Source organism: Flavobacterium bizetiae, from assembly GCF_024271895.1.
Classification (GTDB): Bacteria; Bacteroidota; Bacteroidia; order Flavobacteriales; family Flavobacteriaceae; genus Flavobacterium; species Flavobacterium bizetiae.
This window is the reverse complement of sequence record NZ_CP091861.1, coordinates 4,932,932-4,957,835: the sequence shown is the minus strand read 5'-3', so window position 1 is coordinate 4,957,835 and position 24,904 is coordinate 4,932,932. Positions and strand designations below refer to the sequence as shown.

Below are 24,904 nucleotides of genomic sequence, written 5' to 3'. Positions count from 1 at the left end.
ATAAGATAAAAATTAGTGCAAATTTTTGAAATTCGTGTTCGGAATTATTTAAAATATTTAGCTGATACGATTAATACCAGCGTTTTTTATTTTGTTTAGAAGCGTTTGATTTTCTTGATTTATGAGCACCACCGCTTCGATTTGAGTTTTTAGGCTTTTCTTTTGCTGCTTCTTCGGGACTTCCGGCATGCCATTGATAAGGATGATCTGTAATTGTTTTTACATCTACTTTTATCAATTTCTGAATATCTTTCCAGTAACCGTGTTCGTCTTTACTGCAAAAAGAAATCGCAACTCCTCCGTTTCCGGCACGACCTGTACGTCCAATTCTATGTACGTAAGTTTCAGGAATATTAGGTAAATCAAAGTTGATTACGAATGGTAATTGATCAATATCAATTCCTCTTGCTGCAATATCAGTTGCTACAAGAACACCAACTTCTTTATTTTTAAAAGCATCTAAAACACGTTGTCTTGCATTTTGCGATTTATCTCCGTGAATGGCTTCAGCAGGAATATCTTTTTTACGCAATGCTTTTACAACATTATCAGCTCCGTGTTTGGTTCTTGAGAAAACCAATACGTTCGATAATTCTTCGTTTTTTATAAGGTGGTAAAGTAAATTTCTTTTTTCTGTTTTTTCAACAAAATAAACACGTTGCTCTACATTTTCTGCTGTTGAGGAAACCGGAGAAACTTCAACTTTTGCAGGATCTTGTAAAAACATTTCGGCTAGTTCGCGAATAGCAATTGGCATTGTAGCAGAGAATAATAAAGTCTGACGGTTTTTAGGCGTTAGTTTTACGATCTTTTTTACATCGTTTATAAAACCCATGTCCAGCATTTGATCGGCCTCGTCTAAAACTAAAGTATGCAAGTGATCTAAATCAAGGAAACCTTGTTTTTGCAAGTCTAATAATCTTCCTGGTGTAGCGACTAAAATGTCAACTCCGTTTTTCAACGCGTCAACTTGCGGGTTTTGCGATACTCCACCAAAAATCGTCAATTGAGTCAGGTTAGTATATTTGGCATAAGTATCAAAACTTTGTCCAATTTGAACCGCTAATTCACGAGTTGGAGTTACTATAAGAGCACGAATTACTTTTGCTTTTTTTGATGAGCCTACAATTCGGTGTAATTGATGTATGATTGGGATGGCAAATGCAGCAGTTTTTCCTGTACCGGTTTGGGCACAACCAATTAAATCCCTTCCTGCCAAAACAATCGGAATAGATTGTTCCTGAATAGGAGTAGGGTTTAGGTAGCCTTCTTCAAATACGGCTTTTTGTATACTTTTTGAAAGTGATAAATCTTCGAATAACATATCTTAGGTATTAAGAATTTAGTTTTAAGTACTAAAATTCTGTGCAAAGATAGGTTTATTCGATCAATCGTTTATTTGATTCTTGTTTTATTTGGCAAATGAACTCGTTTTCAGTACGTCATCTTCCGGTAAATTACTCTTTTTCGTTATTGGCTTTAATGAAATCAGTTACTAAATAACCAATCAATTTTCCAATTAAATTATTGTTAGGAGAATCCGCTAAATCTGGTGCGCCTTCGCAAATATGCAAATAAGTAGCGTTTTTATTTTGTCCGAAAAAGGAAATGAACTGACGTAATTCTTCTACCGAAAACCCGCTTATTGTCATAGCGCTGCTGGCAATATTAGGAATCGCATCCAAATCTATTTCGATACCAAAAGAATCTGTTTTTATAAATTCTAATGCCAAAGCCATTTCTCTGTCGAAGTCTTTTTCTTTACGAATGTTTACACTGTCGTAAGTATTATAACGAACGCGGTCTTCTAATTTTTTGATAATGTCTAAAACACTTTTAGATGTGTAGTTTTCGTGTAGACCAAAGATGAAATATTTTTTTAGGAAACCTTCTTCGTAAGCATAAGAAAATCCGTTTCCGCTATGGCGTCCTTCCAGAATTCTAAAATCAGAGTGGGCATCAAAATTTATAGCATTTATAGGTTTTCCTTTAGCTAAAGCTGAACCTTTTATATTTCCGTAAGCGTTATTATGACCTCCGCCTATGATAATAGGAGTTTTTCCTGCTTTGATGATCGTAAAGATAATATGGGAAACTTCTTTGTCTACTTTTTCGACTAACTGACTTAATTTTGATCGATCGTCGATATCATTAAAATCCAGATTTTCGACCTCACGCATTTCTTCGGCAACATTAATATGTCCTAAAACAATAATCTGGCTTCCTTTAGAAAAACGATTGTGTTGTATGTTGGCAATACTCTTTATGGCGCTTTCCCATGCCGATGCTGCACCGGGTCTGCCGTAATTGGCACGCACACCAATATCTTCCGGAATTCCGAGTAATACATATTTAGCTTCGCTTTCTTTTAGAAAAGTAATTTTATCAACTCCTTTAGGAATGATAATCATCTTTTCTCCAAATTTTATTTCACCACTTCGATGATTTGTAACTTTTGCTAAATCATTAATAGTAAACGGGACTAATTTCTCCATGAAAAAAATTTATTTTCCAAAAATAATATAATTGTAGTAACTTACGTTATAACCTTATATTAATTCTTAAATTTGTTTTAAAGAAAATTATTTTAAATATGGAAAACCCAAAGAACAACAACTCAAGTCTAAAAGCGGTAATCGCAGTTTTAGCAGTCCTACTAATTGGTAGCTTAGTGTATATTTTTAAATTATCATCTGATACAGATGTAGTTAAGACGGAACTTACAACAACTTTAACAGAGAAAGAATCTGTTATGAAAGATCTGCAAGAGCTAAAAACAACTTATGATGCTGCAATCGCTGAAAATACTTCTATGTCTGATGAATTGATTCAGGAAAGAGATAAAGTAGTGGCTTTGATGGATGATTTGAATAAATCAAAAGGTGATGTATCTAAATTTAGATCTCAAGTTCAGGCAATGCAAGGTAAAATGAAAACTTTAGTTGCTGAAAACGACGAATTGAAAAAGCAAAATGGTGTTTTAACAACTCAAAGAGATAGTACAATTGTAGTTTTAGGTGAGTCTAAAAAATATAATGAAGTATTAGTTGGTCAAAACGAAGAATTGGCTAAAACTGTTGAAAAAGGTGCTAAGTTATCAATTTTGAATACTAAGACTGCTGCTTACAAATTAAGAAGCTCTGGTAAACAAATTGAAACAGATAAAGCAAGTCGTGCTGACGTTTTAAAAATTAGTTTTACTATTGCTGAAAACCAAATTGCTAAGTCAGGAGACAAAACGTATTATGTACAAGTTATCGATTCTAAAAACAATGTTTTAGGTGAAAAGAAAACAGAAAACTTTGGTGAAAACACTTTAACTTATAGTTTTAAAACTACTGTAAAGTATGAAAATAAAACTGTAAATGTTGTAGAAGATTTACCAGGTAAAGATTTCGCTAAAGGAGCTTATTTTATCAATGTTTATGATAATGATGAATTAGTTTCTAAAACTAGTTTTAACTTAAGATAATACAACGTCGCTTAGGTAATAATACCACTAAAATATTAAAGGTCTGTGAGTTTCACAGACCTTTTTTTATGGAATAATGCGATCAGTAGTTTGTACAATATGCCGTCAGGCATTAAATATTGGTAGAAAACAGAAATGGCAGAATGAATTTAGCGTGCCGTAGGTACGCAATAGCTAAAATTTATTGTGTACCTATGGCATGCTAACGTATTCCGAAACTATATGTCTACCAATATTTAGTGCCTAATGGCACAAATTGCAGATTCTCAATTCCTCATTATGTAAAAGAAAATTTCTTTTTATAAAATTTCTCCGTTTATAAAAACACTTTCTATTAAATTACTCCCAAAAGCGTATGGAATCTGGTAGTAAGATGAAATAGGTTTGGTAAGGATTAAATTGGCTTTTTTGCCTTTGGTAATACTTCCGTGAGTTTCAGAGATTCCCATTGCGTATGCGCCGTTTATCGTTCCGGCATTAATGGCTTCTTCAGGGGTCATTTTCATTTTGATACATGCAGTCGCCACCACAAAATTCATATTTCCGGATGGAGTAGAGCCAGGATTAAAATCTGTCGCTAATGCCAACGGAAGTCCAGCTTTTATCATTTCGCGCGCAGGCGTATACGGAATACTTAAAAAATAAGAACAGGATGGTAATGCTACAGGCATTGTTTCTGTGTTTTTTAAAGCTTCGATGTCTTCCGGGTTCATAATTTCAAGATGATCGACAGAAAGGGCTTTAAATTTAATTCCGGCTTGTATTCCTCCAATAGAATTAAACTGATTCACGTGAATTTTTGGCTTTAAGCCGAATTCTATTCCTGCCTGCATAATTTTTTCTGTTTCTTCTACAGAAAAATAACCTGTTTCGCAGAAGATATCTACATAATCAGCTAATTTGTTTTGGGCAATTTCCGGTAACATTTTAGTGATGATTTCGTCGATATAACCTGCTTTATTGTCTTTGTAATGTACAGGAAAGGCATGTGCACCCAGAAAAGTAGCTTTTATGGCAATCGGATAATTTTCGGATAATTTTTTAATTACGCGAAGCATTTTCAGTTCGCCTTCGATGGTTAAACCGTAACCGGATTTTATTTCTACAGCTCCGGTTCCTAAATGCATAACTTCTTCCAGGCGAACTTTCGATTGTTGGTAGATTTCTTCTTCTGAAGTTTCGTTGAGTTTTTTAGCTGAATTTAAAATTCCACCGCCACGATTGGCAATTTCTTCATAAGTAAATCCGTTGATGCGGTCTACAAATTCCTGTTCGCGATTTCCTGCATATACAATATGGGTATGACTGTCGCACCAGGATGGTAAAATAACCTTGCCCGTTGCATCGATAATTGTATCGGCGTTGATTTCAGGAAGATTATCCATTGATCCAAAATCATGAATCAAATCGTCTTTTAAAATTAAAAAAGCATTTTTGATGGTAGGAAGAATAGCCATTTCAGCACCCGAAACTTTAGGAATTGAAGTTTCACGAACCTGAAGCAGTTCTTGTATGTTGGTGATTAATGTTGTCATTGTTGATAGTGTTAAAAAACACAAATTTCACAAATTATCACGAACTAATCCGTGAAATCTGTGAAATTCGTGTTTTTATTTTTTTTATTTTTCTATTCTGAAACCGTTATTTCGAACATTTTGCTCCAGTTTTTACCAGTTACAAAAATAGTTTTCGTTTTTGGGTTGTACGCGATTCCGTTTAAAACATCATCTTTAGTTACATCTGGCATAAATTTACGTAAGCCTGACATATCCAGAATTCCTTCAACAGCTCCCGATGTTGGGTTTACCACTGCAATTGCATCTTTGAACCAAACATTCGTATAGATTTTTCCGTTAATCCATTCTAATTCGTTGATGGCTTTGATCTTCGAAGTTCCAGAATATACATTGATATAATCTACCATTTTTTGAGTTGCAGGATCCATTTTCCAGATTTTCTCTGTTTTATCTGTTTGGTAAATGTATTTTCCGTCATTTGTCATTCCCCAGCCTTCGATATCTTTATCGTAAGCAAAAGTTTTTTCTTGCTTTAAGGTATTAGCATCATAGATAAAACCTGTTTTGTTTTGCCAGGTTAATTGAAACAATTTACCATTGATAAAAGTAATTCCTTCGCCAAAATATTTTTTCTCAAGATCTACTTGTTTGTAAATTTTACCTGTTTTGTAATCGTATTTTCTAATGTACGAAGCGCCTTCTTGTCCTGTACTTTCGTACAAAGTGTCTTTATAGAACTCTAAACCTTCAGTAAAAGATAAAGTATCGTGAGCATACGTATTTACGATTTTATATTTTAAAGCTTTTGCTTCGACATCAGATACTAATTCGATTCGTTTTGTTGCATCAGAAGAGTTTGATCCAAAATAAACGGTTGCTTTTATGTATTGGTATCCTAATTTTTGATCTTTTAAAGGAAAATTAAATTTTGAAGCTCCTTTTGCGCTTCCCACTTTTTTATCATTAACAAAGTAAACAATGCTGTCGATTTCTTTCGATTTTGGGTTCAAAATTCCAACAGAAAGTGCTTCTTTTTGGGTAAAATGAGCCGGAAAAGCAGAATCATCAATATTAAATAAAGAATTTTCACCTTTATTTTTATCTCCACATCCAATTAATGTGATTCCTAATAAAATGACAGTTAGGAAGTTATGTTTTTTCATAGTTTAAAATTTGAATAAGCCAATATACAACGATATTTTTATAGCAACAAAGGTCTTGCAAAAATATAAAAAGATTGTATATTTGCACCGGCAAGTCCTACACGACCAGCTCCTGCAGACTCCCCCAGGATGGGAACATAGCAAGGGTACGTGGTTGAGCGGTGCGATGTAGGTCGCTTGCCATTTTTTTTTATCCCGTTCTTTCGGGATTTTTTTTTAGAATTAATTTAAAAGTGGTCTTCCTTATGGAGGATTTTTTTATTTTTGGTGCTTCGTAAGTTAAAAGTTATTGGAGTAATCCTAAAACTGTGGAGGGATAAAAAAAAGTTAATCGCAAAGAACGCTAAGTTTTTTTTACTCTTAGTTTTTTTGTGAAAAGGCAAAGTTCGCAAAGCTTTGTGGGCTCTGCGGTAAAAAAAAAGTGATCTCTCATAACTTATAACTCAAAACTCATAACTTTTCAAAATGAATAAAGTCGTTTTAATTACCGGAGGATCCTCAGGGATTGGAAAATCAATTGGAGAATTTTTACAAAAAAAAGGTTTTGTCGTGTACGGAACGAGCAGAAATCCTGAGAAAGTTTTAAATTCGGTTTTTCCGTTGGTGGCTTTAGATGTTCGTAATGCCGATTCTATAAAGACGGCGGTGTCTAAAATTATTGCGAATTCAGGTCGATTAGATGTGGTGATTAATAATGCCGGTGTTGGAATTACAGGGCCTCTTGAAGAAATTCCGACCGAAGAAATCAGAAATAATTTTGAGACCAATTTTTTTGGACCTATTGAAGTCATGAAAGCGGTATTGCCGCAAATGCGTGAACAACAATCTGGTTTAATTATTAATATTACTTCTATAGCAGGATATATGGGATTGCCATATCGAAGTGTATATTCGGCATCAAAAGGGGCTTTAGAATTAATTACCGAGGCTTTGCGTATGGAAGTAAAGGCGTTTGGAGTTGAAATAACAAGTGTTGCGCCAGGTGATTTTGCTACAAATATTGCTTCAGGGCGTTATCATGCGCCGGTTGTAGAAGGTTCGCCTTATGCAAAAGTATATGGAGAAAATCTGGCAACGATGAATGAACATGTTGATGCGGGAAGTAATCCTAATGAAATGGCGGAAGCAATTTACAGGATTATGCAGCAAAAAAAGCCAAATGTTCATTATAAAGTAGGGGCTTTTATGCAGAAGTTTTCGATTGTTTTAAAACGCGCATTACCGGATAAAGTCTACGAAAAAATGCTGATGAATCATTATAAGTTATAAAAAATACGGGAGCAAAATTTGAAATTATTTTACAGGAATAAATATTTCGAATTTTGCTCCTTCGTTTAATACTCCTTCTGCTCTTATTAATCCTTTGTGGTTTTCTACAATTCGTTTTACTATGGTAAGGCCAATTCCGGTACTTTTTGACGGTTTGGTGTGTAAGGCCTGAAATAACCCAAATATTTTTTCGCTGTACGATTGGTCGAATCCAATGCCGTTGTCGGCAATGGTTATCTTGTGGTATTTGGTCAGTGGTGATAGTTTTTCAAATTCTCCGTTTGTTATTGCTGCAGAAACGGTTATAATTAAATCTCTATCTGGACTTGCAAATTTTAATGCGTTACTGATCAGGTTGTATAACAGTTGTCTGAATTGAAATTCGATTACAGGTAGTTTTCCTAATTCTTGTATGTCGAAGGTTACGTTTTTAATTTCTAGTTCTCCGGTTAGATCGTCAATTACATCTTTGGCGATATTGTTCAGGTCTTTTATTTCAAATTTTCGATCGTCGAATTTGGTTTTAGAATAGAGGAGAAGATCGTTTATTAAGTTTTGCATTCTAAAGGCTGAAGTGCGAATTTTATGAAACGCTGTTTTTCCTTTTTCGGATAAATTATTGATTTCTTCACGTTCAATAGTATCGGTAAAAAGCTGAATTTTACGCAATGGTTCCTGCAAATCGTGACTTGAAATATAATTGAAAGCTTCGAGTTCGCTGTTCATTTTTTCGAGCGAAATGTTTTTTTGAATTAATTTTTTCTCGATATCTGAGTTTAGTCTTTCTATCTTTTTTTTCTCGCCTTCAGTTTTTGCTATTATCTGATTTTTCTCTTTAAGTATTGTATTCTTTTCATCTTCCTGCTCGATTGCTGTAAGGTGAAATGAAATTAAATCAGCGAATAATTTGAACATTTCGCTTACTTTAAATTCTTTCAGGCTGTTTGGTTTTGGATCGATAGCGCATAATGTGCCAAAAAAAGTCCCGTCTTTACGCATTATTGGAACAGAAATATAACTCTGAAGTTTGTACATTGCTGGCGTATGATGATTGTGATATTCGGGATCTTCGCTAACATTGTCGATAATTACGGGTCTCAGGTTTTTTCGTATATCGTCGCAAATTGTGGTTTTAATTTGTAACTCGTCGCCTGGTTTTAGGCCAAAAAGAACATTGTCCTGTACGCTGCACGTAATCCATCGATCGTCTGTAACTCTTGCTACAGCTGCAAAACCCATTCCTGTGGTCTGGCAAATTACGTTGAGTAATGTAGGGACAATTGATATTTTTTCGATATTAAGGATATCTTGTTTAAAATGATCTTCTAGCACTTTTATGGGGTGTTTTTTTTTATTTTTTAAAAATACAAAAATAAAATTAGCTTTTTGTTTCTTGTTCTATGTTGTTTGGTTTTGATGATTAGGAATTATTTTTTTTTTTAGTTTTTTACCTTATGGAAATTATAAATTGTAATTTTGCACGGAATTTTGCGTGAGAGATAGAGGTGGTATCCTTTTGTGAAGTGAAACGGAACAAAAGATAAAGCCGAATCCCGATAGCTATCGGGAGACCCGGAGGGACACGCCCAAAACAGGAACACAATTAAATAGATATAATTATGAAATTTTTTATTGACACAGCTAATTTAGCTCAGATTAAAGAGGCACAAGCTTTAGGTGTTTTGGATGGTGTAACTACTAACCCATCGTTGATGGCAAAGGAAGGAATCACTGGAAAAAACAATATTTTGAAGCATTATGTAGATATCTGCAATCTTGTTGAAGGTGACGTAAGTGCTGAAGTTAATGCGCTGGATTATGATGGAATGATCAAAGAAGGTGAAGAATTGGCTGAATTGCATGATCAGATTGTAGTTAAATTACCGATGACTAAAGAGGGTGTAATGGCTGCAAAATATTTTTCTGATAAAGGAATTAAAACGAATGTAACTCTTGTGTTTTCTGCAGGTCAGGCTTTATTGGCTGCAAAAGCGGGAGCTACGTATGTTTCTCCTTTTATTGGTCGTTTGGATGATGTTTCGACTGATGGTTTGAATTTAATTCAGGAAATTAGAGAGATTTATGATAACTACGGTTACGAAACTCAAATTTTGGCAGCTTCTGTACGCCATACAATGCATATTGTAAATTGTGCTAAAATTGGTGCTGATGTTATGACTGGACCTCTTTCTGCAATTTACGGATTGTTGAAACACCCATTAACTGATATTGGATTAGCACAGTTTGTGGCTGATTTTGAAAAAGGAAATAAATAAGAATCAGATCTTTATAGTTTAAAAATCGTCATCCTTGTAAAAAGGGTGGCGATTTTTTTTTACTTTTATGTGTCTCAAAAAAAAATACATATGAAAAAAGTGATCTTGATTTTTGTGTTTTTGTTCGTTGGTTTATCTGTAAATGCTCAGGCTGCTAAAATAAAAAAGGAGGTTAGCGAGGCGGGAGATGTAGCGAGTTTTGAACTGGATTGTTCGGTGCAGTTTCAGAGTCTTGCAAAAGGATTGCGCTATAATATTACGCGACACGAATTTAAAGGTCCGGAATTGAAAAATTCGTACCGATTGTTGTTGGTGATGGATGGGTTTTATTCGAAAACGCTGAATAAAACGATGACTATCTCGGCGGTATTAACGGACGGAACGATTATCGAGGCTAAAAAGATTATTGAAGATGATGGCTTTTTTGATGGTGCGTGTACTGTGAAGATTAAAGATCCTAAGGCGCTTTTGGAGGCGAATATAGATAAGGTTATTGTTCATGCTGATAAAGATGTTGTTTATACGTTATCGGCGAAGAATAAAGCTATTTTTAAGCAGAATTTGAGTAATGTTATTAATGCCAAGTAAAGGTTCAAAGGTTCAGAGGTTCAGAGCGGCAAAGGTTGTTGGGTTTATGTTTTTTTAGAGCATAAAAAAATCCCAAATTCTAATTTTGTGGATTGGAATTTGGGATTTTTTATTTTGTATGTTTTGGCTTAGTGACCTCCGCCGCCACCTTCTACGTGGTTGATTCCTTGTCTTTTTAAGATTTTAGGGCAATAGAAACCGTAGAATCCTAAATAAGCAAATCCAAGAAGTGGAACGATGTAAGAGAAGTGAGTCCAGGTGATTCCGAAGATTCCTCCTGGGTTTGTAAGGTCAATATCGCAGATACTTCCCTGAATTAATGGAATAACTCCTCCTCCTAAAATCATCATGATAAGGAATGAAGATGCTTTTCCTGTGTTTTTTCCTAATCCTGCAATAGCTAAATCGAAAATCGATGGCCACATGATTGATAAGAATAAACCTCCAGAGATAAAGAAGAATTTAGCGATTGATGGATCTGGCCATGCTAATCCTGCTACCATCATTAATAAACCTGATATTCCGAACAGCATTAAAGTTTTTCCGGCGTTTTTACCACCTACAAAACTTACAGCGATAAATAATAAGATCCAGATAGGGTAGATATAGAAAGCAGAAACGTCGTGTGCAGCAAAAATGTTAGCTCCAATAATTACTCCAAATGCAACTGCAGGAACGATGAATTTTAATGCCGTGTTTACTAAATTTGAAGTGTTGAAAACGTTAACTCCACCATTCCAACGACCAATCATTAAACTTCCCCAGTAAAGGGCAATAAATGGTGCGATAGCATCTTCAAGTACATTACCAAACTCGGCAGTGTGTAATAAAGCAGGTAAGTTACTAATGATAGTTACCTCAGTACCAACGTAAATGAAGATTCCTAACATTCCTAAATATAGTTGTGGATAATCTGAAATGTTGAATTTTTCGTGTGCTACTTTAACCACTTCTTCCTCTTCTTTTGCAGGATCTTCGATTTTAGAGAAGTTCATGAAAACGGCCACAGCGATAAATGCAAGACCAAGAATAACGAAAGGTAATTTGATATCTTCTAATGAAAGTGATGTGTTTTTGTTGTCACCCATTCCGAATAAAGCGATTCCTAATAAAATTGCTCCAATTGTAGTTCCGAAAGAGTTAATACCTCCAGCTAATGTCAAACGGTGAGCTCCTGTTGCAGGGCTTCCCATTTTAATAGCCAATGGATTAGCTACAATTTGCTGGATTGAGAATCCTAAACCTACAGTAAATAAAGCGGTTAAGAAAAATGGAAAACTTTCCATTGTTGCAGCAGGAATGAATAAAAATGATCCAACTGCTGAAAGAAGTAAACCTGCAGAAAGGGTTTTTTTATATCCGAATTTTTGTAAAACGTCTAATTTTAAAGATACTAAGAAGAAAATCATTGATCCTACGAAGTACGCGGCATAAAACGCCCAAGCTACTAGTTGCGACTGAACCTGAGATAAAGTAAATACTTTTTTGAATACGGGAATCAGGATATCATTGGCTGAACCAACAAAACCCCAAAAGAAGAAAACAATTATCAACGAGATAAACTGTCCCCATTTGGTTTGAACATTTTCTGAACTCATAATTTAAGAGGTTAATTTTTTATTTTATTGTTTTTTGAAGACCGTAAATATATTTGTTAAGTATATCAAAAAAAAATAAAAAGGCACAAATAATGTTAAATTTAAACCAACGGCCTCATTTTTTCAACAATGTGTTAATTTTTACCTACTTAGAAAATGAATTTAAAAGTTAAAGTTTATTCTAAAATTTTGTTTTTGACCTCTTTGCTGTAATTTCTGCCTATCGGAATGGTGTAAGATTGTATCTGAATACGGTTTCCTTCGATAGATTTTACCTTATTAAGCGCAATTACGTAAGATTTATGGATGCGCAGGAAGCGATCAGCAGGCAATTCTTCTGACAAAGATGTGAGTGATTTATGGGTAATATAAGTCTTATCCGGAGTAACAACTTTGATGTATTCCTTCATTCCTTCTACAAACAAAATCTCTTCGATATTAATCTTCATCATTTTTTTATCGACTTTGATAAAAATATGCGAATCGCCTTTTGTGGTTTCGACTTTAATATTGTTTTTTAGATTGTATTCGGTGGTGATTTTATTAATGCATTTTATAAAACGTGGTAACGGAATGGGTTTTACTAAATAATCTAAAACATCAAGATCATAGCTTTCTGCAGCAAACTCCCTAAAAGCTGTGGTGATGATAACTTTGGTTTTGTTTTCGATTAAACTAATGAGCTCAAATCCTGTCATCATTGGCATGTTGATGTCAAGAAACACGGCATCGACAGTAGTACTGTTTATAAAATCGAGCGCTTCTAAAGAATTATTGAATGTGCCAATGACTTCAAAATCTGTAAAATTTGTAAAATAATTTTGCAGGACTTTGATCGCTAATGGCTCATCGTCAATCAACACGCATTTAATCTTCATTTTCAATAGGTATTTGCAAACGAATTATATAGTAATTTAATTTCGTTGTATGTTTTAAAGTGAAATTGTTTTTGTAAATTAATTTTAATCTTTTTTTTGTGTTCACTAAACCAATTCCGCCTTTAGCATTTAGATTTTGTGAATTTACAAAATTATTTAAGATTTCAAAGTCTAACATTTTATTGTCGATAACTTTACAATTGATCTTAATTTTTAAGTTATTATTGTTGATTCCCCCGTGTTTAAAGGCGTTTTCGACTAATGAAATGAATATTAGCGGAGGCACAATAATATCTTCTATATTCGATTCGAGATTAACCGTAACTTCTACATTCTCAAAGCGTAACTTCTCGATTTCGATATAATTCTGAATGTAATCAATTTCTTTAATTAATGGAACAAATTTGGTGCCTTTTACATCATATAAAACATATTCCATCAAATTTGATAGTTTTATAATAACATCCGGAACCTTATCTGAAGATTCTAATGACAAAGCATATAAATTGTTTAAGGTATTGAAAAAGAAATGCGGCTGAATTTGATTTTCAAGGTATTTTAATTTGATTTTAAACTGGTTTTCTCTTAACGACCTGTTTCTTTCACGCTCTCGTAACCAGGTTAAGGTCAGGTAAACTGATGAAGCCATAGCAAGAACATACAATTCGCCAATACAAACTGCCAGAATATGATTAATATCAAAAGGATGATATTCTCTATTGGCTTCCGGCCAGATGTTTTCGGATATAATATAATAGGTCAAAGCTGTTTTTAATAGATATATTCCAAAAAGACTTGTTATTAATGCGAGAGTATAGGTAATGTATTTTTGTTTCAATACATATTTTGGTACTAAAACAAAAAGATTAAAATACACTAAAGGGATGTGTAGAGAGAATTCGATTAAGTTAGATTTAAACGAATAAGGATAGTCATTAAAGTAAGCTCCCCATCGTAAAAAGTTAAGAGTGAAATAGCTACCCCAGAACCATACGTGATTCTTGAGCTTAATATCAAATTTTAATTTTTGAATTTCGGTCAACTTTAATTTGGGGATTTAGATTTGGTTGTTTGGTATCCTGGAAATATTGTGCAACTTTAAACAATTACTGGGTAAAACGCAATTCTTTTGAATAAAATTTTATAAAAAAAGACATATTTTATATTATTTGTGTGGTATATCGTTTTCGTAAAACATATTGTTGATTGTTTTGTGTCGTTCGTTTAAGGTTTTGTGCTGTATGTTTAAAATGTTTTATTTATGTTAATTTTAACAATAAATTTATCGCTTAACCAACAAAACCATGTTAAAATGAAAAAAATTATGTTAATCTTTATGATTGTATTTACGGCGCAGCTCTCGCTTGCTCAGGTAAAAACAGTCAAAGGCTTAGTTAGCGATCAAAACGGATTGCCGCTGCCGGGAGTAAGTATTATTATTCAGGGTACGAAAACCGCAACCCAGTCTGATTATGATGGAAAATTTACGATACAAGCATCTGCAGGAGATGTGCTTGTTTTTTCGTTTATCGGAATCAAAACTGAGAAAGTTACTGTAACACAATCAGCTACAGTAAATGTTGTGCTCACAGAAGATGCACAAAACTTAAATGAAGTTGTTGTTACCGCATTAGGTATCAAAAGACAGAAAAAAGAATTGGGTTATGCAGTTCAGGACATTAAAGGTGATCAGCTTAATAAAGTGATTACAACAAATGTAGCGTCGGCACTTTCAGGTAAAATTGCCGGTGTTGATATTTCTATGCCTGCAACGGGAGTTGGAGGAAGCTCCAGAGTTATTATTAGAGGAATTTCAAGTATAGGTGAGAGTAACCAGCCACTTTATATTGTTGATGGAGTTCCTATTGATAACTCAGGTTTGAATAATGACACTGCGGGAGCCAGTAAATGGTTCGACGGAAGAGATAACGGAGACGGAATTTCAAGTCTTAACCCAAATGATATTGAAAGTCTTACTGTATTAAAAGGTGCAGCTGCATCAGCTTTATATGGTTCAAGAGCGTTAAACGGGGTAATTTTAATTACAACTAAAAAAGGAAGCAAAGGGAAATTACAAGTAGAATTAACGAGTGGTGTTAGTTTTGACCGTGTAAATGCAAAATATGATGATTTTCAAACTGAATATGGTACGGGAGGTCATGGAGTTTTGCCAGATCCGACAAAAGCACCTAGCGAAGTTTACGGATATACCACCAGTGCCTGGGGACCTAAATTTTCAAATAGTGTAGGAACACAAGTAAAAATATTTGATGGTTCTATGCGACCTTATGCAAGAGTTGAAAATAATATTCAGGATTTTTTCAAGACCGGTGTTACAACAACAAACGGAATTGCACTTTCTGGAGGAAGTGAAAATGCATTTCTTCGTTTTGGATTTAATAACCTTAAAAATGATGATGTTGTTCCTAATTCTGGTTTAGAAAGAAACAATGCTAGTTTAAATGGTACATTAAAATCAGATAAATTTACTTTAGATGCTAATGTAAATTATATGGTAGAAACTACAAATAACCGACCTGGATTGGGTGATTCACCAAACAATGTGGGGTATTCTTTAAGTGGTCTGGCGCCAAATATTGATCAGGCGTGGTTGAAAAATTATGGAAATCCGGAGACTGGAGAAGTTTATAAATGGAATAATAATATTTATCAATTGAATCCTTATTTAACTGTAGATGCAAACCATAATACTTCTAAGAAAAATCGTTTTACCGGGAATGTTGCCGGAACGTATCAACTAGAAAAATGGGTTGCATTGACTTTTAGAACTGGTTTAGATACTTACGTTTTTAATTCTACAGATTTTATGGTGCCTGGAAGTACATGGCCAGGAAGAGATACAGGTTATCTTAGAGTAGGTGATATCACCGTTTCTGAAATGAATACGGATATCATTGCTACTTTTAGCGGAATTAAATTAGCTAATGATCTGACTTTCTCAGGAATTTTAGGAGCAACCAGAAGAGATTTTAGAAGATCTGAAAATTCTAGTGAGGGAACCAATATTATTCAGCCGGGAACAGAGTTTATTAGTAATTTTTCAACGCAGACAATAAATGCACCAATAGAAACAAGAACAAGAACAAATTCTGTTTACGGTTCTGCAAAATTAGATTATAAAGGGTATCTATATGCTGAGTTTACGGGAAGAAATGACTGGTTTAGCGTTATTAATAAAGATGCTTTCTATCCGGGAGCTTCATTAGGTTTTGTATTCTCGGATGCATTTAACATTCAGGGAGATACTTTTTCTTATGGAAAATTAAGAGCTTCATGGGCAAAAGTTTCTAATGCTCCGGGTGCTTATAAAAATGCATTAAATTATACTACATATTCTTCTTACGACGGGCAAAGTGTTGTTAATGTTAAGAATACATCGGCACCAAATGCAAACCTGACTTTTCAAACGAAAAAAGGAATCGAGTTTGGTTTAGAAACAGCTTTCTTTAAAAACAGATTAAAAGCTGATATAACGGTGTATCGTGAGGATACATCTGATCAAACACTTGATTTAGCTTCTTCATCAACATCAGGATATGAATATCTTTCTGTAAATGCCGGTGAATTGCGTAACGAAGGTATTGAGATCTTTTTATCTGGTTCACCAATAAAAACGAAGGACTTTGAATGGGGAATTGACTTAAACTATTCAAGAAATAAAAACTCAATTCTTTCTTTACATCCTGAAATTAATACATATACAATTTCTGAAGCTCGTTGGGCTAACGCAGCGATTGTTGCTCAGGTTGGCGGAAAATACGGTACTATCATTGGAAGAGATTTTGAAAGAACACCTTCAGGAGAAATGATTGTAAATGCACAAGGTATGCCTGTATATACAGATAATAAAGTAGTTTTAGGAAAAGGAGTTCCGGATTGGTCAGCGGGTTTAACCAATAGATTTACTTATAAAGGAATCACGCTTCAGTTTTTATTAGATATGAAATTTGGTATGGATGTATATTCTATGACAAATTCAGTTGCTGCGATGAGAGGATTATTAGATATTACTACAGAAGGAAGAGATGCGTATATCGCTGCAAGAACTCAAGCTGCTGCAAACGATCCTAATTTCGACATCAATAATTGGGTTCCTACAGGCGGTTATGTAGCAAATGGAGTGGTAAATACAGGAACAGCTCAGAATCCTGTTTATGTAAAAAATACCAAACCTGTAGATCCTCAGGAATATTGGAGAAATGTTACAGATGCTACTCCGGCACCATTTATTTATGATGCTTCATATGTAAAATTAAGAGAGGTAAGTTTAGGGTACAATATACCTAAAAGTGTTTTTGGCGGAGCAAAAATAAACTCAATTTATGTTTCTGTATTCGGAAGAAATCTATTGACATTCAATAAAGATTTACCAAACGTTGATCCGGAGTCTATGTATACTTCAGGAAACGGACAAGGTTTTGAATATGGTTCATTACCATCAAGACAATCGTATGGTTTTAATATTAAAATTACATTCTAAAAAAGTAGATTATGAAAATCAAATATATAATAGCCATGCTTGCAGTTTTTACGGTAGTTGGCTGTACAGAAAATTTTGACGAACTGGAAAAAGATCCTGTGGCGTTATCAGCCAATCCGGGAGGTCAGCTTTCATTTACCCAATTGTGTATGTCTGGAGACGGATACTATCAGCATAGAACCAATTTAATATATGCCGGAGGTTTTGTGCAGCATTACTCTGGTTCGTGGGCAGTAACAAACTACGGTGGTAAATTTAATAATTCAGAGGAATATGCAGTAGCTTTATGGAGAAACGTATATGCTCATGAAATGAAAAGCGTTGTAGATATTCTGGATGTAACCGGAAAAGATCCTTCGGCTGTAAATATGAATGCAGTTGCTAAAATTATGAAAGTAATGGTGGCACAGCGATTAACAGATATTTATGGAGATGTACCTTATTCAGAAGCTGGTCTGGCTTTTTCTAAAGGAATTGTAACACCTAAATATGATAAACAACAAGATATTTATGCTTCATTTTTTAGAGAGTTAGAAGAAGCCTATAATCAATTAAATGTTGGAAAAGACCTAATCAAAGGAGATTTATTTTATAAAGGAGATGTTTCAAAATGGAAAAAATTAGCCAACACTATACGTTTGCGTGCGGCGATGAGAATTTCTGAAGTAAGCCCGGCCGAAGCAGAAAAACAAGCAAAAGCTGCGTTGCAAAATGGCGTTTTCGAAAGCAATGCTGATAACTGTATTATGCAACACTTAGATTTTCCGTTTAGTGATGATCCTGCCAGACTGGACTATAGAGGAAACGGATTGTCTTATGGTTTTATAGGAAATGAGCAGGGAGATCATTTTAGTTCATTGCTAATAGATTATCTAAAAAATAACGGAGATCCAAGATTGACTATGATTGCTACTCCTAAAACAAGTAGTAGTATAGTTCCGGGGGCGCCACTACAACCGGGAGAAACATTGTACGAAGGGGTTAAACCTGGAGTATTTAGATGGGAGCTTCCTGGAGGATCAAATTCAGCTTCGGGTATACAACCTTATTTAAAATTAAGAACAACTCCGTTTTTGCACGTAAGCTATTCAGAAAGCCAATTGTTATTAGCAGAAGCTGCTTTTAGAGGATGGGTTTCAGGTTCTGCTGCAGAATATTACAAAAAAGGAGTTGAGGCAGGAATTAAACAATTGTCTATTTATGGCGCGGCTCCTGCAAGTCAGGCAAGCATCGACGCTTATGTAAATGCGAAACCTTTATTGCCTGGTACAGAAAAAGAACAAATTGGAACACAAATTTGGATTACCTACTTGTTTAATAGTATTGAAGGATACTCGAACTGGAGAAGAACAGGATATCCTCACTTAATACCAATAACAAATTCAGATTCAGGAACGGGTGGTATTGTGCCAACACGTTTGTACTATCCAAGTGATGAGCTACAAAAAAATGAAAAAAATTATCAGGAAGCTTTAGCTAGATTAGGAGGAAAGAATGACTGGTTTGGTAAAGTTTGGTGGGATGTAAACTAAAAAAAAATCTCAAAATATAAAGTTATGCCTAATAAGGTGTTATTTTCATTCTAATTAAAATTAAAAACAACAAGTTTAAATTAAAAATTATGATAAAAAATAAAGCCTTATTAGGCATCCTTTTTTTTATAAGTTCTCTATTTTCAGCATATAGCTGTTCAACAGAAAAACAATCTGATACTGAAAACTCAAAAACTAAAACAGCCAGAGTTGTTGGTTATTTGTCTTCGGATAATTTCAGTAAGATGAATTCTATTCAGTTTTGTCAATTAACGCATCTCAATATCGCGTTTGCAAACCCGGATAAAAATGGAAATTTATTATTTAATGGCGATATCGATGCGCTTATTAAATATGCAAAGACGGTTAATCCTAAAATTATAATTAGTATTTCACTTGCCGGTGGAGTGATATCAGAAGAACAGGCTTCTAATTGGTCCTTTTTGATAGATAAGCCAGAAAACAGACCCGCTTTTATTCAGAACATCATCAATTTTGTCGAATTGCATAAATTGGATGGAGTAGATGTAGATCTCGAATGGAATGCTGTGACTACAGGATATAGTGGCTTTGTTATCGAATTAAAAAAGAGCCTTGCAGATCGTAAAAAATTAATAACGGCAGCTTTGCCTAATAATTCCCGTTTCGAAAATATAACTCAGGCAGCATTAGATGCATTCGATTTTATCAATATCATGGCTTATGACAGTACCGGTCCGTGGTCTCCCAATAAACCAGGACAGCACAGTTCTTTTGAGTTTGCCAAAGAAGGAATTGATTTTTGGCATAAGCTTCAAAACGTCCAAAGTGATAAATTAACGCTCGGTGTACCTTTTTACGGTTATAATTTTACCAATCCTGATGTTACGAGTGCTACTTATAATGAAATTATAATAGCAGGAACGCAATTTGCAGATCAGGATGAATTGGGAAAAATCTATTATAACGGAAAATCGACAATTTCTAAAAAGGTAGAATTTGCTTCTCAAAATACAGGCGGTATCATGATTTGGGAAATAGCTCAGGATTCTTTTGGCGAATATTCTTTATTAGATCTAATTCATAAAAAATATGCAAGCTTAAAAATAAAAACTACAGGAATGTGCGGCAACTAAATTTTAAAAAATAATAATACAAACGTTGTTTAAAATTAATAAGATTTTAACTATTCTAAAAACTGCTTATTATTGAATTAATAGACTCTTTTAGGGTGTTTTTTGTCATAAAACTCACATTATTAGGTTTTTATTATAAATGATGAATTTTTAGCAAATAAGTAAAATATCTGCATAAAACATTAATAAATAGGCTAATTACAGTATATATTTTAATTTGAAAACGTTTTCGTGAAACGGATTATTGATTGATTTATGTCGTTGGTTTAAAATTTATCGCTGTTTGTATAAATTATTTTTTTTAACAATCCCTTAAGAATAAATTTACACCATAACTAACAAAATAAATTAACATGAAAAAAATTTTCTTAATCTTTATGATTGTTTTTACGGCGCAGGTTTCTCTTGCTCAGGTAAAAAATATCAAAGGTGTGATTACAGATTCTGATGGGGTGCCGTTACCAGGGGCATCTGTTGCAGTACAAGGAGGTCAAAAAGGTGCTACTACCGATTTTGACGGAATTTACTCAATCGAAGCACAAAAAGGACAGACTTTAGTTTTTACTTATGTAGGTCTTGAAGCGCAAAAAATAGTTGTAGGTGATGCGACTACAATTAATGTTAAAATGGCAACAGCTGCATCAAATGCTCTTACTGAAGTTGTTGTAACTTCATTAGGTCTTAAGAAAAGTAAAAAATCCTTAACTTATGCTACTCAGGAATTAAAAGGAGAAGAATTAGTTCGTGTAAAAGATGCCAACGTTATTAATACAATAGCAGGTAAAGTTGCGGGTGTTGCAGTAACAAAAAGTGCCGGTGGTACTGGTGGATCTACAAAAGTAGTAATTCGTGGTAACTCATCTATTACTAATAGCCAGCCACTTTATGTAATTGATGGTATTCCTTTATATAACGGATCTTCAAGTCAGCCAAATGGTACTTTTGGAGATACTAATGGAGGTAACCGTGATGGTGGAGATGTTGTTTCTCTTGTTAATCCTGATGATTACGAAAGTATGACTGTACTAAAAGGAGCAGCGGCTTCTGTACTATACGGTTCTCAAGGAGCAAACGGAGTAATTTTACTTTCATCAAAAAAAGTTAAAGAAGGTAAAGGGAATTTTACAGCATCATCTGTTACCACTTTAGAGTCGGCGGCTTATTTGCCTAAATTTCAAACAGACTATAATTCTACCGGAGCTAAAGAAAATACAAAAGATCACGTAAAAGATTTCTTTGATACAGGAGTTACTCAAATTACATCTTTTGGATTTACTACAGGTTCAAATGTAGCTACAACTAACATTTCTTATGCTAACACTTCTTCTTCAGGAATTATGCCTGGGAATGGTTTAAAGAAAAATAACTTTGGTATTCGTCAAACTGGTAAATTTTTCGATGATAAATTGACTGTTTCAGCTGATGGAAAATACACTACACAAACAATTGATAACAGACCTTTAAGCGGATTGAACTTTAACCCTTTAACAGGTGTTTATTTAATGCCAAGAGGAAACGGAAATGATTTTAATTATTACAAAGATAATTTTGAAGTTTTTGATCCGGTAAGAAATTTAAATGTACAAAACTTCCCAGTAATTAATGAGTACATTCAAAATCCATATTGGTTAATTAACAGAGCAAAATCTGAAGATAAAAACAACTTTTTTAACGGATCTTTAGCTGTAGATTATAAAGCAAACAACTGGTTAAGTATTGCAGCAAGATATAGTTATAACCGTATTGAAAGTATTTTTGATAAAAAGATTTATGCTACAACTTCTGAAATTATTACTGCTCCAACAGGAACATATATTAATATAGGAACATTAAGTACACAGCGCTACGGAGATTTAATTGCAAGAATCAACACTAATTTTAATGAAGATTTTACATTTAATGCAATTATTGGTACAAGTATCAACAATACAATGGCTAACCAACAAACAGTTTTAAATTCTGGAACTAATAATGGAGGTTTAGTAAATACAAACTGGTTTACTTTAGGAAACTTTGTAAACAATAAAGCCAATCAACAATTATCAGGTTCAAATAGAGAAATTCAGTCTGTATTTGCATCTACATCTTTTGGATACAAAAACATGTTGTATTTAGATGTAACAGGAAGAAATGACTGGTCTTCTACTTTGGTTAATACAGGTAGCTCATCATATTTCTATCCTTCAGTTGGTTTAACAGGTATCATCAGCGAAATGACTTCTATGCCTGATTGGATTAACTTTGGTAAAGTAAGAGCTTCTTATGCTCAGGTAGGTAATGATATTGCTGCTTTTGTTACTTCACCTAGATATACAATTCTTGGAGGTCAATTCATACAGCCAGCTGTAGGACCTAGACCAGGAGAAACATTGAAACCTGAGTTAAAATCAGAGTATGAAATTGGTACTGAGTGGAGAATGTTCAACAACAGATTAGGTTTTGAGGTTTCTTATTATAATTCAGAAACTAAAAATCAATATGTACAGGCTCCTGCACCTTCAACAAATCCTTTTGGATATACTAATTACGGTTTTAATGCTGCAAGTATCGCAAATCAAGGACTTGAGGTTGTTGTAAACGGAAAAATAATTGCAGCAGATAAATTTTCTTGGGATACTACAATAAATTATTCTCACAATAGAAATAAAGTTAAAGAACTTCCAGAGGAATTAGGTGGACGTATCATATTAACTGACCCAGGATCAAATGCGTATCAATTTTCATTAATTGAGGGAAGACCTTACGGAGTAATTGAGGCATTCTCATATGTTAAAGATGCTCAGGGAAGAATGGTATTAAGCGATGCAGGTAAACCACAAGTTGAGCAAAAATTCAGAGAAGTTGGTAATGCAAATCCAGATTTCATGTTAGGATGGTCTAATACTTTCAAACTAGGTTCTTTCTTTGCTAATGTTTTAATTGATGGAAGATTTGGAGGAAGTGTTTTAAGTATGACTCAGGCTTTAAATGATTCTTATGGAGTTTCGAAAGCATATGGAGATGCTAAAAATGCAGGAGGAGTAACGGTTAATGCTGTAGCAGCTGATGGTGTAACTCCGGTAAATAAAATTTCTGCTGAAGATTATTATGGAACTATTGGAGGTAGAAGTGGTGCTTTATCTGAATATGTGTATAAAGCTACGAATGTTAGTTTAAGAGAACTTTCTATAGGATATACTTTTAACCCTAAATCAGTTCCATTTATACAAAATGCAAGTGTTTCATTAATTGCTAGAAACCTATTCTTTATTTATAAAGACGCTCCATTTGATCCAAATGTTGCATTAAGTACAGGTCAGGGCTTACAAGGTGTTGATATTTTTGGATTGCCAACAACTAGAAGTATCGGTCTTAATTTAAACGTTACATTTTAATAAAAAAATATCATGACAAGAAAATATATACAAAAATCGATCCTCTGCTTAGGTCTGTTAGCTGCATTTAGTTGTACTGATAACTTTGAGGAGATTAACTCAGACCCTCAAGGTTCTACGGCAGAACAATTAGCTCAAGATTTTAATAATATCACGGGATATTCGCAAGTAATGTTCAATTATATTTTTGAGCAAGATCCTTTATGGGGATACCAAATACAACAAAATTTACAAGGAGATATTTGGTCTGGATATATGGCAACACCAAATCCATTTAATACCAATAACAACAACATGACTTATAATTTGGTTAATGGTTGGAACGGTAGAGCATGGGATGATGCTTATACTTTTGTAATGGCAAATGCTTTGAAAATTGAGCATGAAACTAAAACAAAAGGATTGTATCCTGAAATTTATGCAATGTCACAAATACTTAAAGTAGAGGCTATGCACAGAATTACGGATATCTATGGACCAATAGTATATTCTAAGTATAGTTCTGAATCTTCAGTAAAAGAATATGATTCTCAAGAAGAGGTTTACAAACAAATGTTTGCAGATTTAGATGAAGCAATTACAGTATTATCAAACAGTAAAGACGCTGGAAAAACTTCTATTATTGTTAAAGCTGACTTTTCTAAATATAAAGGAGATTACGCTAAATGGGTAAAATTTGGAAACTCACTGCGTTTAAGATTAGCAATGCGTTTAGCTGTTAAATCTCCAGCAGTAGCGAAAGAGCAAGCAGAAAAATCAATCGCACAGAAATATGGTGTTATGACTACAAAAGAAGACACTTTTATTTTCGCAAGTGGTTTTGTTAACCCTGTTTATGGTAACAGTAACAGTTATGAGGATATAAATATGTCAGCAGATATGGAATCTATCTTAGTAGGTTATGATGATCCAAGACTTGGGAAATATTTTAGTACTTCTGTAAATTATCCTGGAGAGTATAAAGGTATTAGAACAGGAATTGTTTTACCGGTTGCTCCTGATGGAGATACAAAAGCAAAACGTAAAGGTTTCTCTAAAGTAGGAGAAGCAATTAATCTTAAAGAAACAGTTTTCTTATCAACTGCTGAGGTTTTCTTATTGAGAGCTGAAGGTGCTTTAAGAGGATGGAATATGGGCGGAGATGTTCAGTCTCTGTATGAATCTGGAATTACAGCATCTTTCGAACAATTTGGAGCATCTTCACCTACTTATAAAACAAGTACTGCACTGCCAAAAGATTATGTTGATCCTGTTGATGCAACAAATAATACAGCAGCAGTTAATAATGTCACTGTTGCTTGGGAAGCTGGAGCTTCTAATGAAGTGAAATTACAAAAAATCATTACTCAAAAATGGATTGCAGGTTTCCCTGACGGACAAGAAGCTTGGACAGAATGGAGAAGAACCGGATATCCTAAACTTTTTCCAATTAAGAACAATACAAGTAATGGAGTGATTAGTACTCAATTAGGTGTTCGAAGAGTAAATTTCGTAGATTCTGAAAAAGAAGGTAATAAAGGTGGTGTTGATACAGGTGTTGCTAAGCTAGGCGGACCAGATAATGGAGCTACAAGACTTTGGTGGGATACAGGAGTTAACTTCTAAAAATAAAATATCAAAG

Annotated in this window: 17 protein-coding genes and 1 other RNA gene; 10 read left to right on the top strand and 8 right to left on the bottom strand. The window is 34.0% G+C overall.

Going from position 1 to position 24,904, the window contains the following annotated elements:
* Window positions 1-70 precede the first annotated feature (70 nt).
* Together L0669_RS20395 and L0669_RS20390 are read right to left on the bottom strand one after the other, a co-directional pair.
* Window positions 71-1,324 carry a DEAD/DEAH box helicase gene (locus L0669_RS20395; RefSeq protein WP_173972184.1) on the bottom strand — a complete coding sequence of 418 codons (1,254 nt, stop codon included), beginning with the start codon at window positions 1,322-1,324 and terminating at the stop codon, window positions 71-73.
* Window positions 1,325-1,457: 133 nt separating this feature from the next.
* Window positions 1,458-2,495, bottom strand: a complete 1,038-nt coding sequence (locus L0669_RS20390) for a formimidoylglutamase (RefSeq protein ID WP_173972185.1) — start codon at window positions 2,493-2,495, stop codon at window positions 1,458-1,460.
* A gap of 98 nt (window positions 2,496-2,593) precedes the next feature.
* Between L0669_RS20390 and L0669_RS20385 the strand changes: the two genes are divergently transcribed.
* Complete coding sequence (locus L0669_RS20385) at window positions 2,594-3,472, top strand: hypothetical protein (protein ID WP_173972186.1); 879 nt, start codon at window positions 2,594-2,596, stop codon at window positions 3,470-3,472.
* Between the two features lie 299 nt (window positions 3,473-3,771).
* Here L0669_RS20385 and hutI read toward each other — a convergent pair whose 3' ends face one another.
* A complete protein-coding gene (gene hutI / locus L0669_RS20380) occupies window positions 3,772-5,007 on the bottom strand; it encodes an imidazolonepropionase (RefSeq protein WP_263759726.1) in 1,236 nt (411 codons plus the stop codon).
* 92 nt (window positions 5,008-5,099) lie between these two features.
* Window positions 5,100-6,152, bottom strand: a complete 1,053-nt coding sequence (locus tag L0669_RS20375; RefSeq protein ID WP_263759725.1) for a glutaminyl-peptide cyclotransferase — start codon at window positions 6,150-6,152, stop codon at window positions 5,100-5,102.
* A gap of 88 nt (window positions 6,153-6,240) precedes the next feature.
* Here L0669_RS20375 and ffs point away from each other — a divergent pair.
* Window positions 6,241-6,338, top strand: an RNA gene (gene ffs / locus L0669_RS20370) — signal recognition particle sRNA small type.
* Window positions 6,339-6,617: 279 nt separating this feature from the next.
* Complete coding sequence (locus tag L0669_RS20365; protein WP_263759724.1) at window positions 6,618-7,421, top strand: SDR family oxidoreductase; 804 nt, start codon at window positions 6,618-6,620, stop codon at window positions 7,419-7,421.
* A gap of 24 nt (window positions 7,422-7,445) precedes the next feature.
* On the opposite strand, the gene L0669_RS20360 is transcribed toward L0669_RS20365, so the two are convergent.
* The gene (locus L0669_RS20360) at window positions 7,446-8,753 is read right to left on the bottom strand and encodes a GAF domain-containing sensor histidine kinase (protein WP_263759722.1); all 1,308 of its coding nucleotides are present in this window, start codon (window positions 8,751-8,753) and stop codon (window positions 7,446-7,448) included.
* 287 nt (window positions 8,754-9,040) lie between these two features.
* Between L0669_RS20360 and fsa the strand changes: the two genes are divergently transcribed.
* Entirely contained in the window at window positions 9,041-9,697 is a 657-nt protein-coding gene (fsa, locus tag L0669_RS20355; RefSeq protein WP_065449355.1) for a fructose-6-phosphate aldolase, read from the top strand.
* A gap of 90 nt (window positions 9,698-9,787) precedes the next feature.
* The gene (locus L0669_RS20350; RefSeq protein WP_263759721.1) at window positions 9,788-10,285 is read left to right on the top strand and encodes a hypothetical protein; all 498 of its coding nucleotides are present in this window, start codon (window positions 9,788-9,790) and stop codon (window positions 10,283-10,285) included.
* A 128-nt stretch (window positions 10,286-10,413) separates the two neighbouring features.
* On the opposite strand, the gene L0669_RS20345 is transcribed toward L0669_RS20350, so the two are convergent.
* The 3 genes from L0669_RS20345 to L0669_RS20335 form a co-directional block, all read right to left on the bottom strand.
* Window positions 10,414-11,883: an MFS transporter gene (locus L0669_RS20345; RefSeq protein WP_263759719.1), complete on the bottom strand. Its 1,470-nt coding sequence runs from the start codon at window positions 11,881-11,883 to the stop codon at window positions 10,414-10,416.
* Window positions 11,884-12,059: 176 nt separating this feature from the next.
* Window positions 12,060-12,761: a LytR/AlgR family response regulator transcription factor gene (locus L0669_RS20340; protein WP_089481263.1), complete on the bottom strand. Its 702-nt coding sequence runs from the start codon at window positions 12,759-12,761 to the stop codon at window positions 12,060-12,062.
* Window positions 12,751-13,803, bottom strand: coding sequence for a sensor histidine kinase (locus L0669_RS20335; RefSeq protein ID WP_263759717.1), 1,053 nt, complete (start codon window positions 13,801-13,803; stop codon window positions 12,751-12,753). Before L0669_RS20335 ends, L0669_RS20340 begins: the two co-directional genes overlap by 11 nt.
* Window positions 13,804-14,073: 270 nt before the next feature.
* On the opposite strand from L0669_RS20335, the gene L0669_RS20330 reads away from it, so the two are divergent.
* The 5 genes from L0669_RS20330 to L0669_RS20310 all read left to right on the top strand — a co-directional run bounded on the left by L0669_RS20330 (window position 14,074) and on the right by L0669_RS20310 (window position 24,888).
* Window positions 14,074-17,262, top strand: a complete 3,189-nt coding sequence (locus L0669_RS20330; protein WP_263759715.1) for a SusC/RagA family TonB-linked outer membrane protein — start codon at window positions 14,074-14,076, stop codon at window positions 17,260-17,262.
* An 11-nt stretch (window positions 17,263-17,273) separates the two neighbouring features.
* A complete protein-coding gene (locus tag L0669_RS20325) occupies window positions 17,274-18,794 on the top strand; it encodes a SusD/RagB family nutrient-binding outer membrane lipoprotein (RefSeq protein WP_263759714.1) in 1,521 nt (506 codons plus the stop codon).
* 89 nt (window positions 18,795-18,883) lie between these two features.
* Window positions 18,884-19,909, top strand: coding sequence for a glycosyl hydrolase family 18 protein (locus L0669_RS20320; protein ID WP_263759713.1), 1,026 nt, complete (start codon window positions 18,884-18,886; stop codon window positions 19,907-19,909).
* Between the two features lie 353 nt (window positions 19,910-20,262).
* Window positions 20,263-23,283 (top strand): SusC/RagA family TonB-linked outer membrane protein, encoded by a 3,021-nt coding sequence (locus L0669_RS20315; RefSeq protein ID WP_263759712.1) that lies wholly within the window; start codon window positions 20,263-20,265, stop codon window positions 23,281-23,283.
* 12 nt (window positions 23,284-23,295) lie between these two features.
* A complete protein-coding gene (locus L0669_RS20310; protein ID WP_263759710.1) occupies window positions 23,296-24,888 on the top strand; it encodes a RagB/SusD family nutrient uptake outer membrane protein in 1,593 nt (530 codons plus the stop codon).
* Window positions 24,889-24,904: the final 16 nt, after the last annotated feature.

What these genes read in the sequence shown, in the direction of transcription:
- L0669_RS20340 (WP_089481263.1), bottom strand. Translation starts at nt 12,761, where the DNA reads ATGAAGATTAAATGCGTGTTGATTGACGATGAGCCATTAGCGATCAAA.
- L0669_RS20365 (WP_263759724.1), top strand. Translation starts at nt 6,618, where the DNA reads ATGAATAAAGTCGTTTTAATTACCGGAGGATCCTCAGGGATTGGAAAA.
- L0669_RS20315 (WP_263759712.1), top strand. Translation starts at nt 20,263, where the DNA reads ATGAAAAAAATTTTCTTAATCTTTATGATTGTTTTTACGGCGCAGGTT.
- L0669_RS20385 (WP_173972186.1), top strand. Translation starts at nt 2,594, where the DNA reads ATGGAAAACCCAAAGAACAACAACTCAAGTCTAAAAGCGGTAATCGCA.
- L0669_RS20320 (WP_263759713.1), top strand. Translation starts at nt 18,884, where the DNA reads ATGATAAAAAATAAAGCCTTATTAGGCATCCTTTTTTTTATAAGTTCT.
- fsa (WP_065449355.1), top strand. Translation starts at nt 9,041, where the DNA reads ATGAAATTTTTTATTGACACAGCTAATTTAGCTCAGATTAAAGAGGCA.
- L0669_RS20390 (WP_173972185.1), bottom strand. Translation starts at nt 2,495, where the DNA reads ATGGAGAAATTAGTCCCGTTTACTATTAATGATTTAGCAAAAGTTACA.
- L0669_RS20330 (WP_263759715.1), top strand. Translation starts at nt 14,074, where the DNA reads ATGAAAAAAATTATGTTAATCTTTATGATTGTATTTACGGCGCAGCTC.
- L0669_RS20375 (WP_263759725.1), bottom strand. Translation starts at nt 6,152, where the DNA reads ATGAAAAAACATAACTTCCTAACTGTCATTTTATTAGGAATCACATTA.
- hutI (WP_263759726.1), bottom strand. Translation starts at nt 5,007, where the DNA reads ATGACAACATTAATCACCAACATACAAGAACTGCTTCAGGTTCGTGAA.
- L0669_RS20395 (WP_173972184.1), bottom strand. Translation starts at nt 1,324, where the DNA reads ATGTTATTCGAAGATTTATCACTTTCAAAAAGTATACAAAAAGCCGTA.
- L0669_RS20345 (WP_263759719.1), bottom strand. Translation starts at nt 11,883, where the DNA reads ATGAGTTCAGAAAATGTTCAAACCAAATGGGGACAGTTTATCTCGTTG.
- L0669_RS20310 (WP_263759710.1), top strand. Translation starts at nt 23,296, where the DNA reads ATGACAAGAAAATATATACAAAAATCGATCCTCTGCTTAGGTCTGTTA.
- L0669_RS20350 (WP_263759721.1), top strand. Translation starts at nt 9,788, where the DNA reads ATGAAAAAAGTGATCTTGATTTTTGTGTTTTTGTTCGTTGGTTTATCT.
- L0669_RS20325 (WP_263759714.1), top strand. Translation starts at nt 17,274, where the DNA reads ATGAAAATCAAATATATAATAGCCATGCTTGCAGTTTTTACGGTAGTT.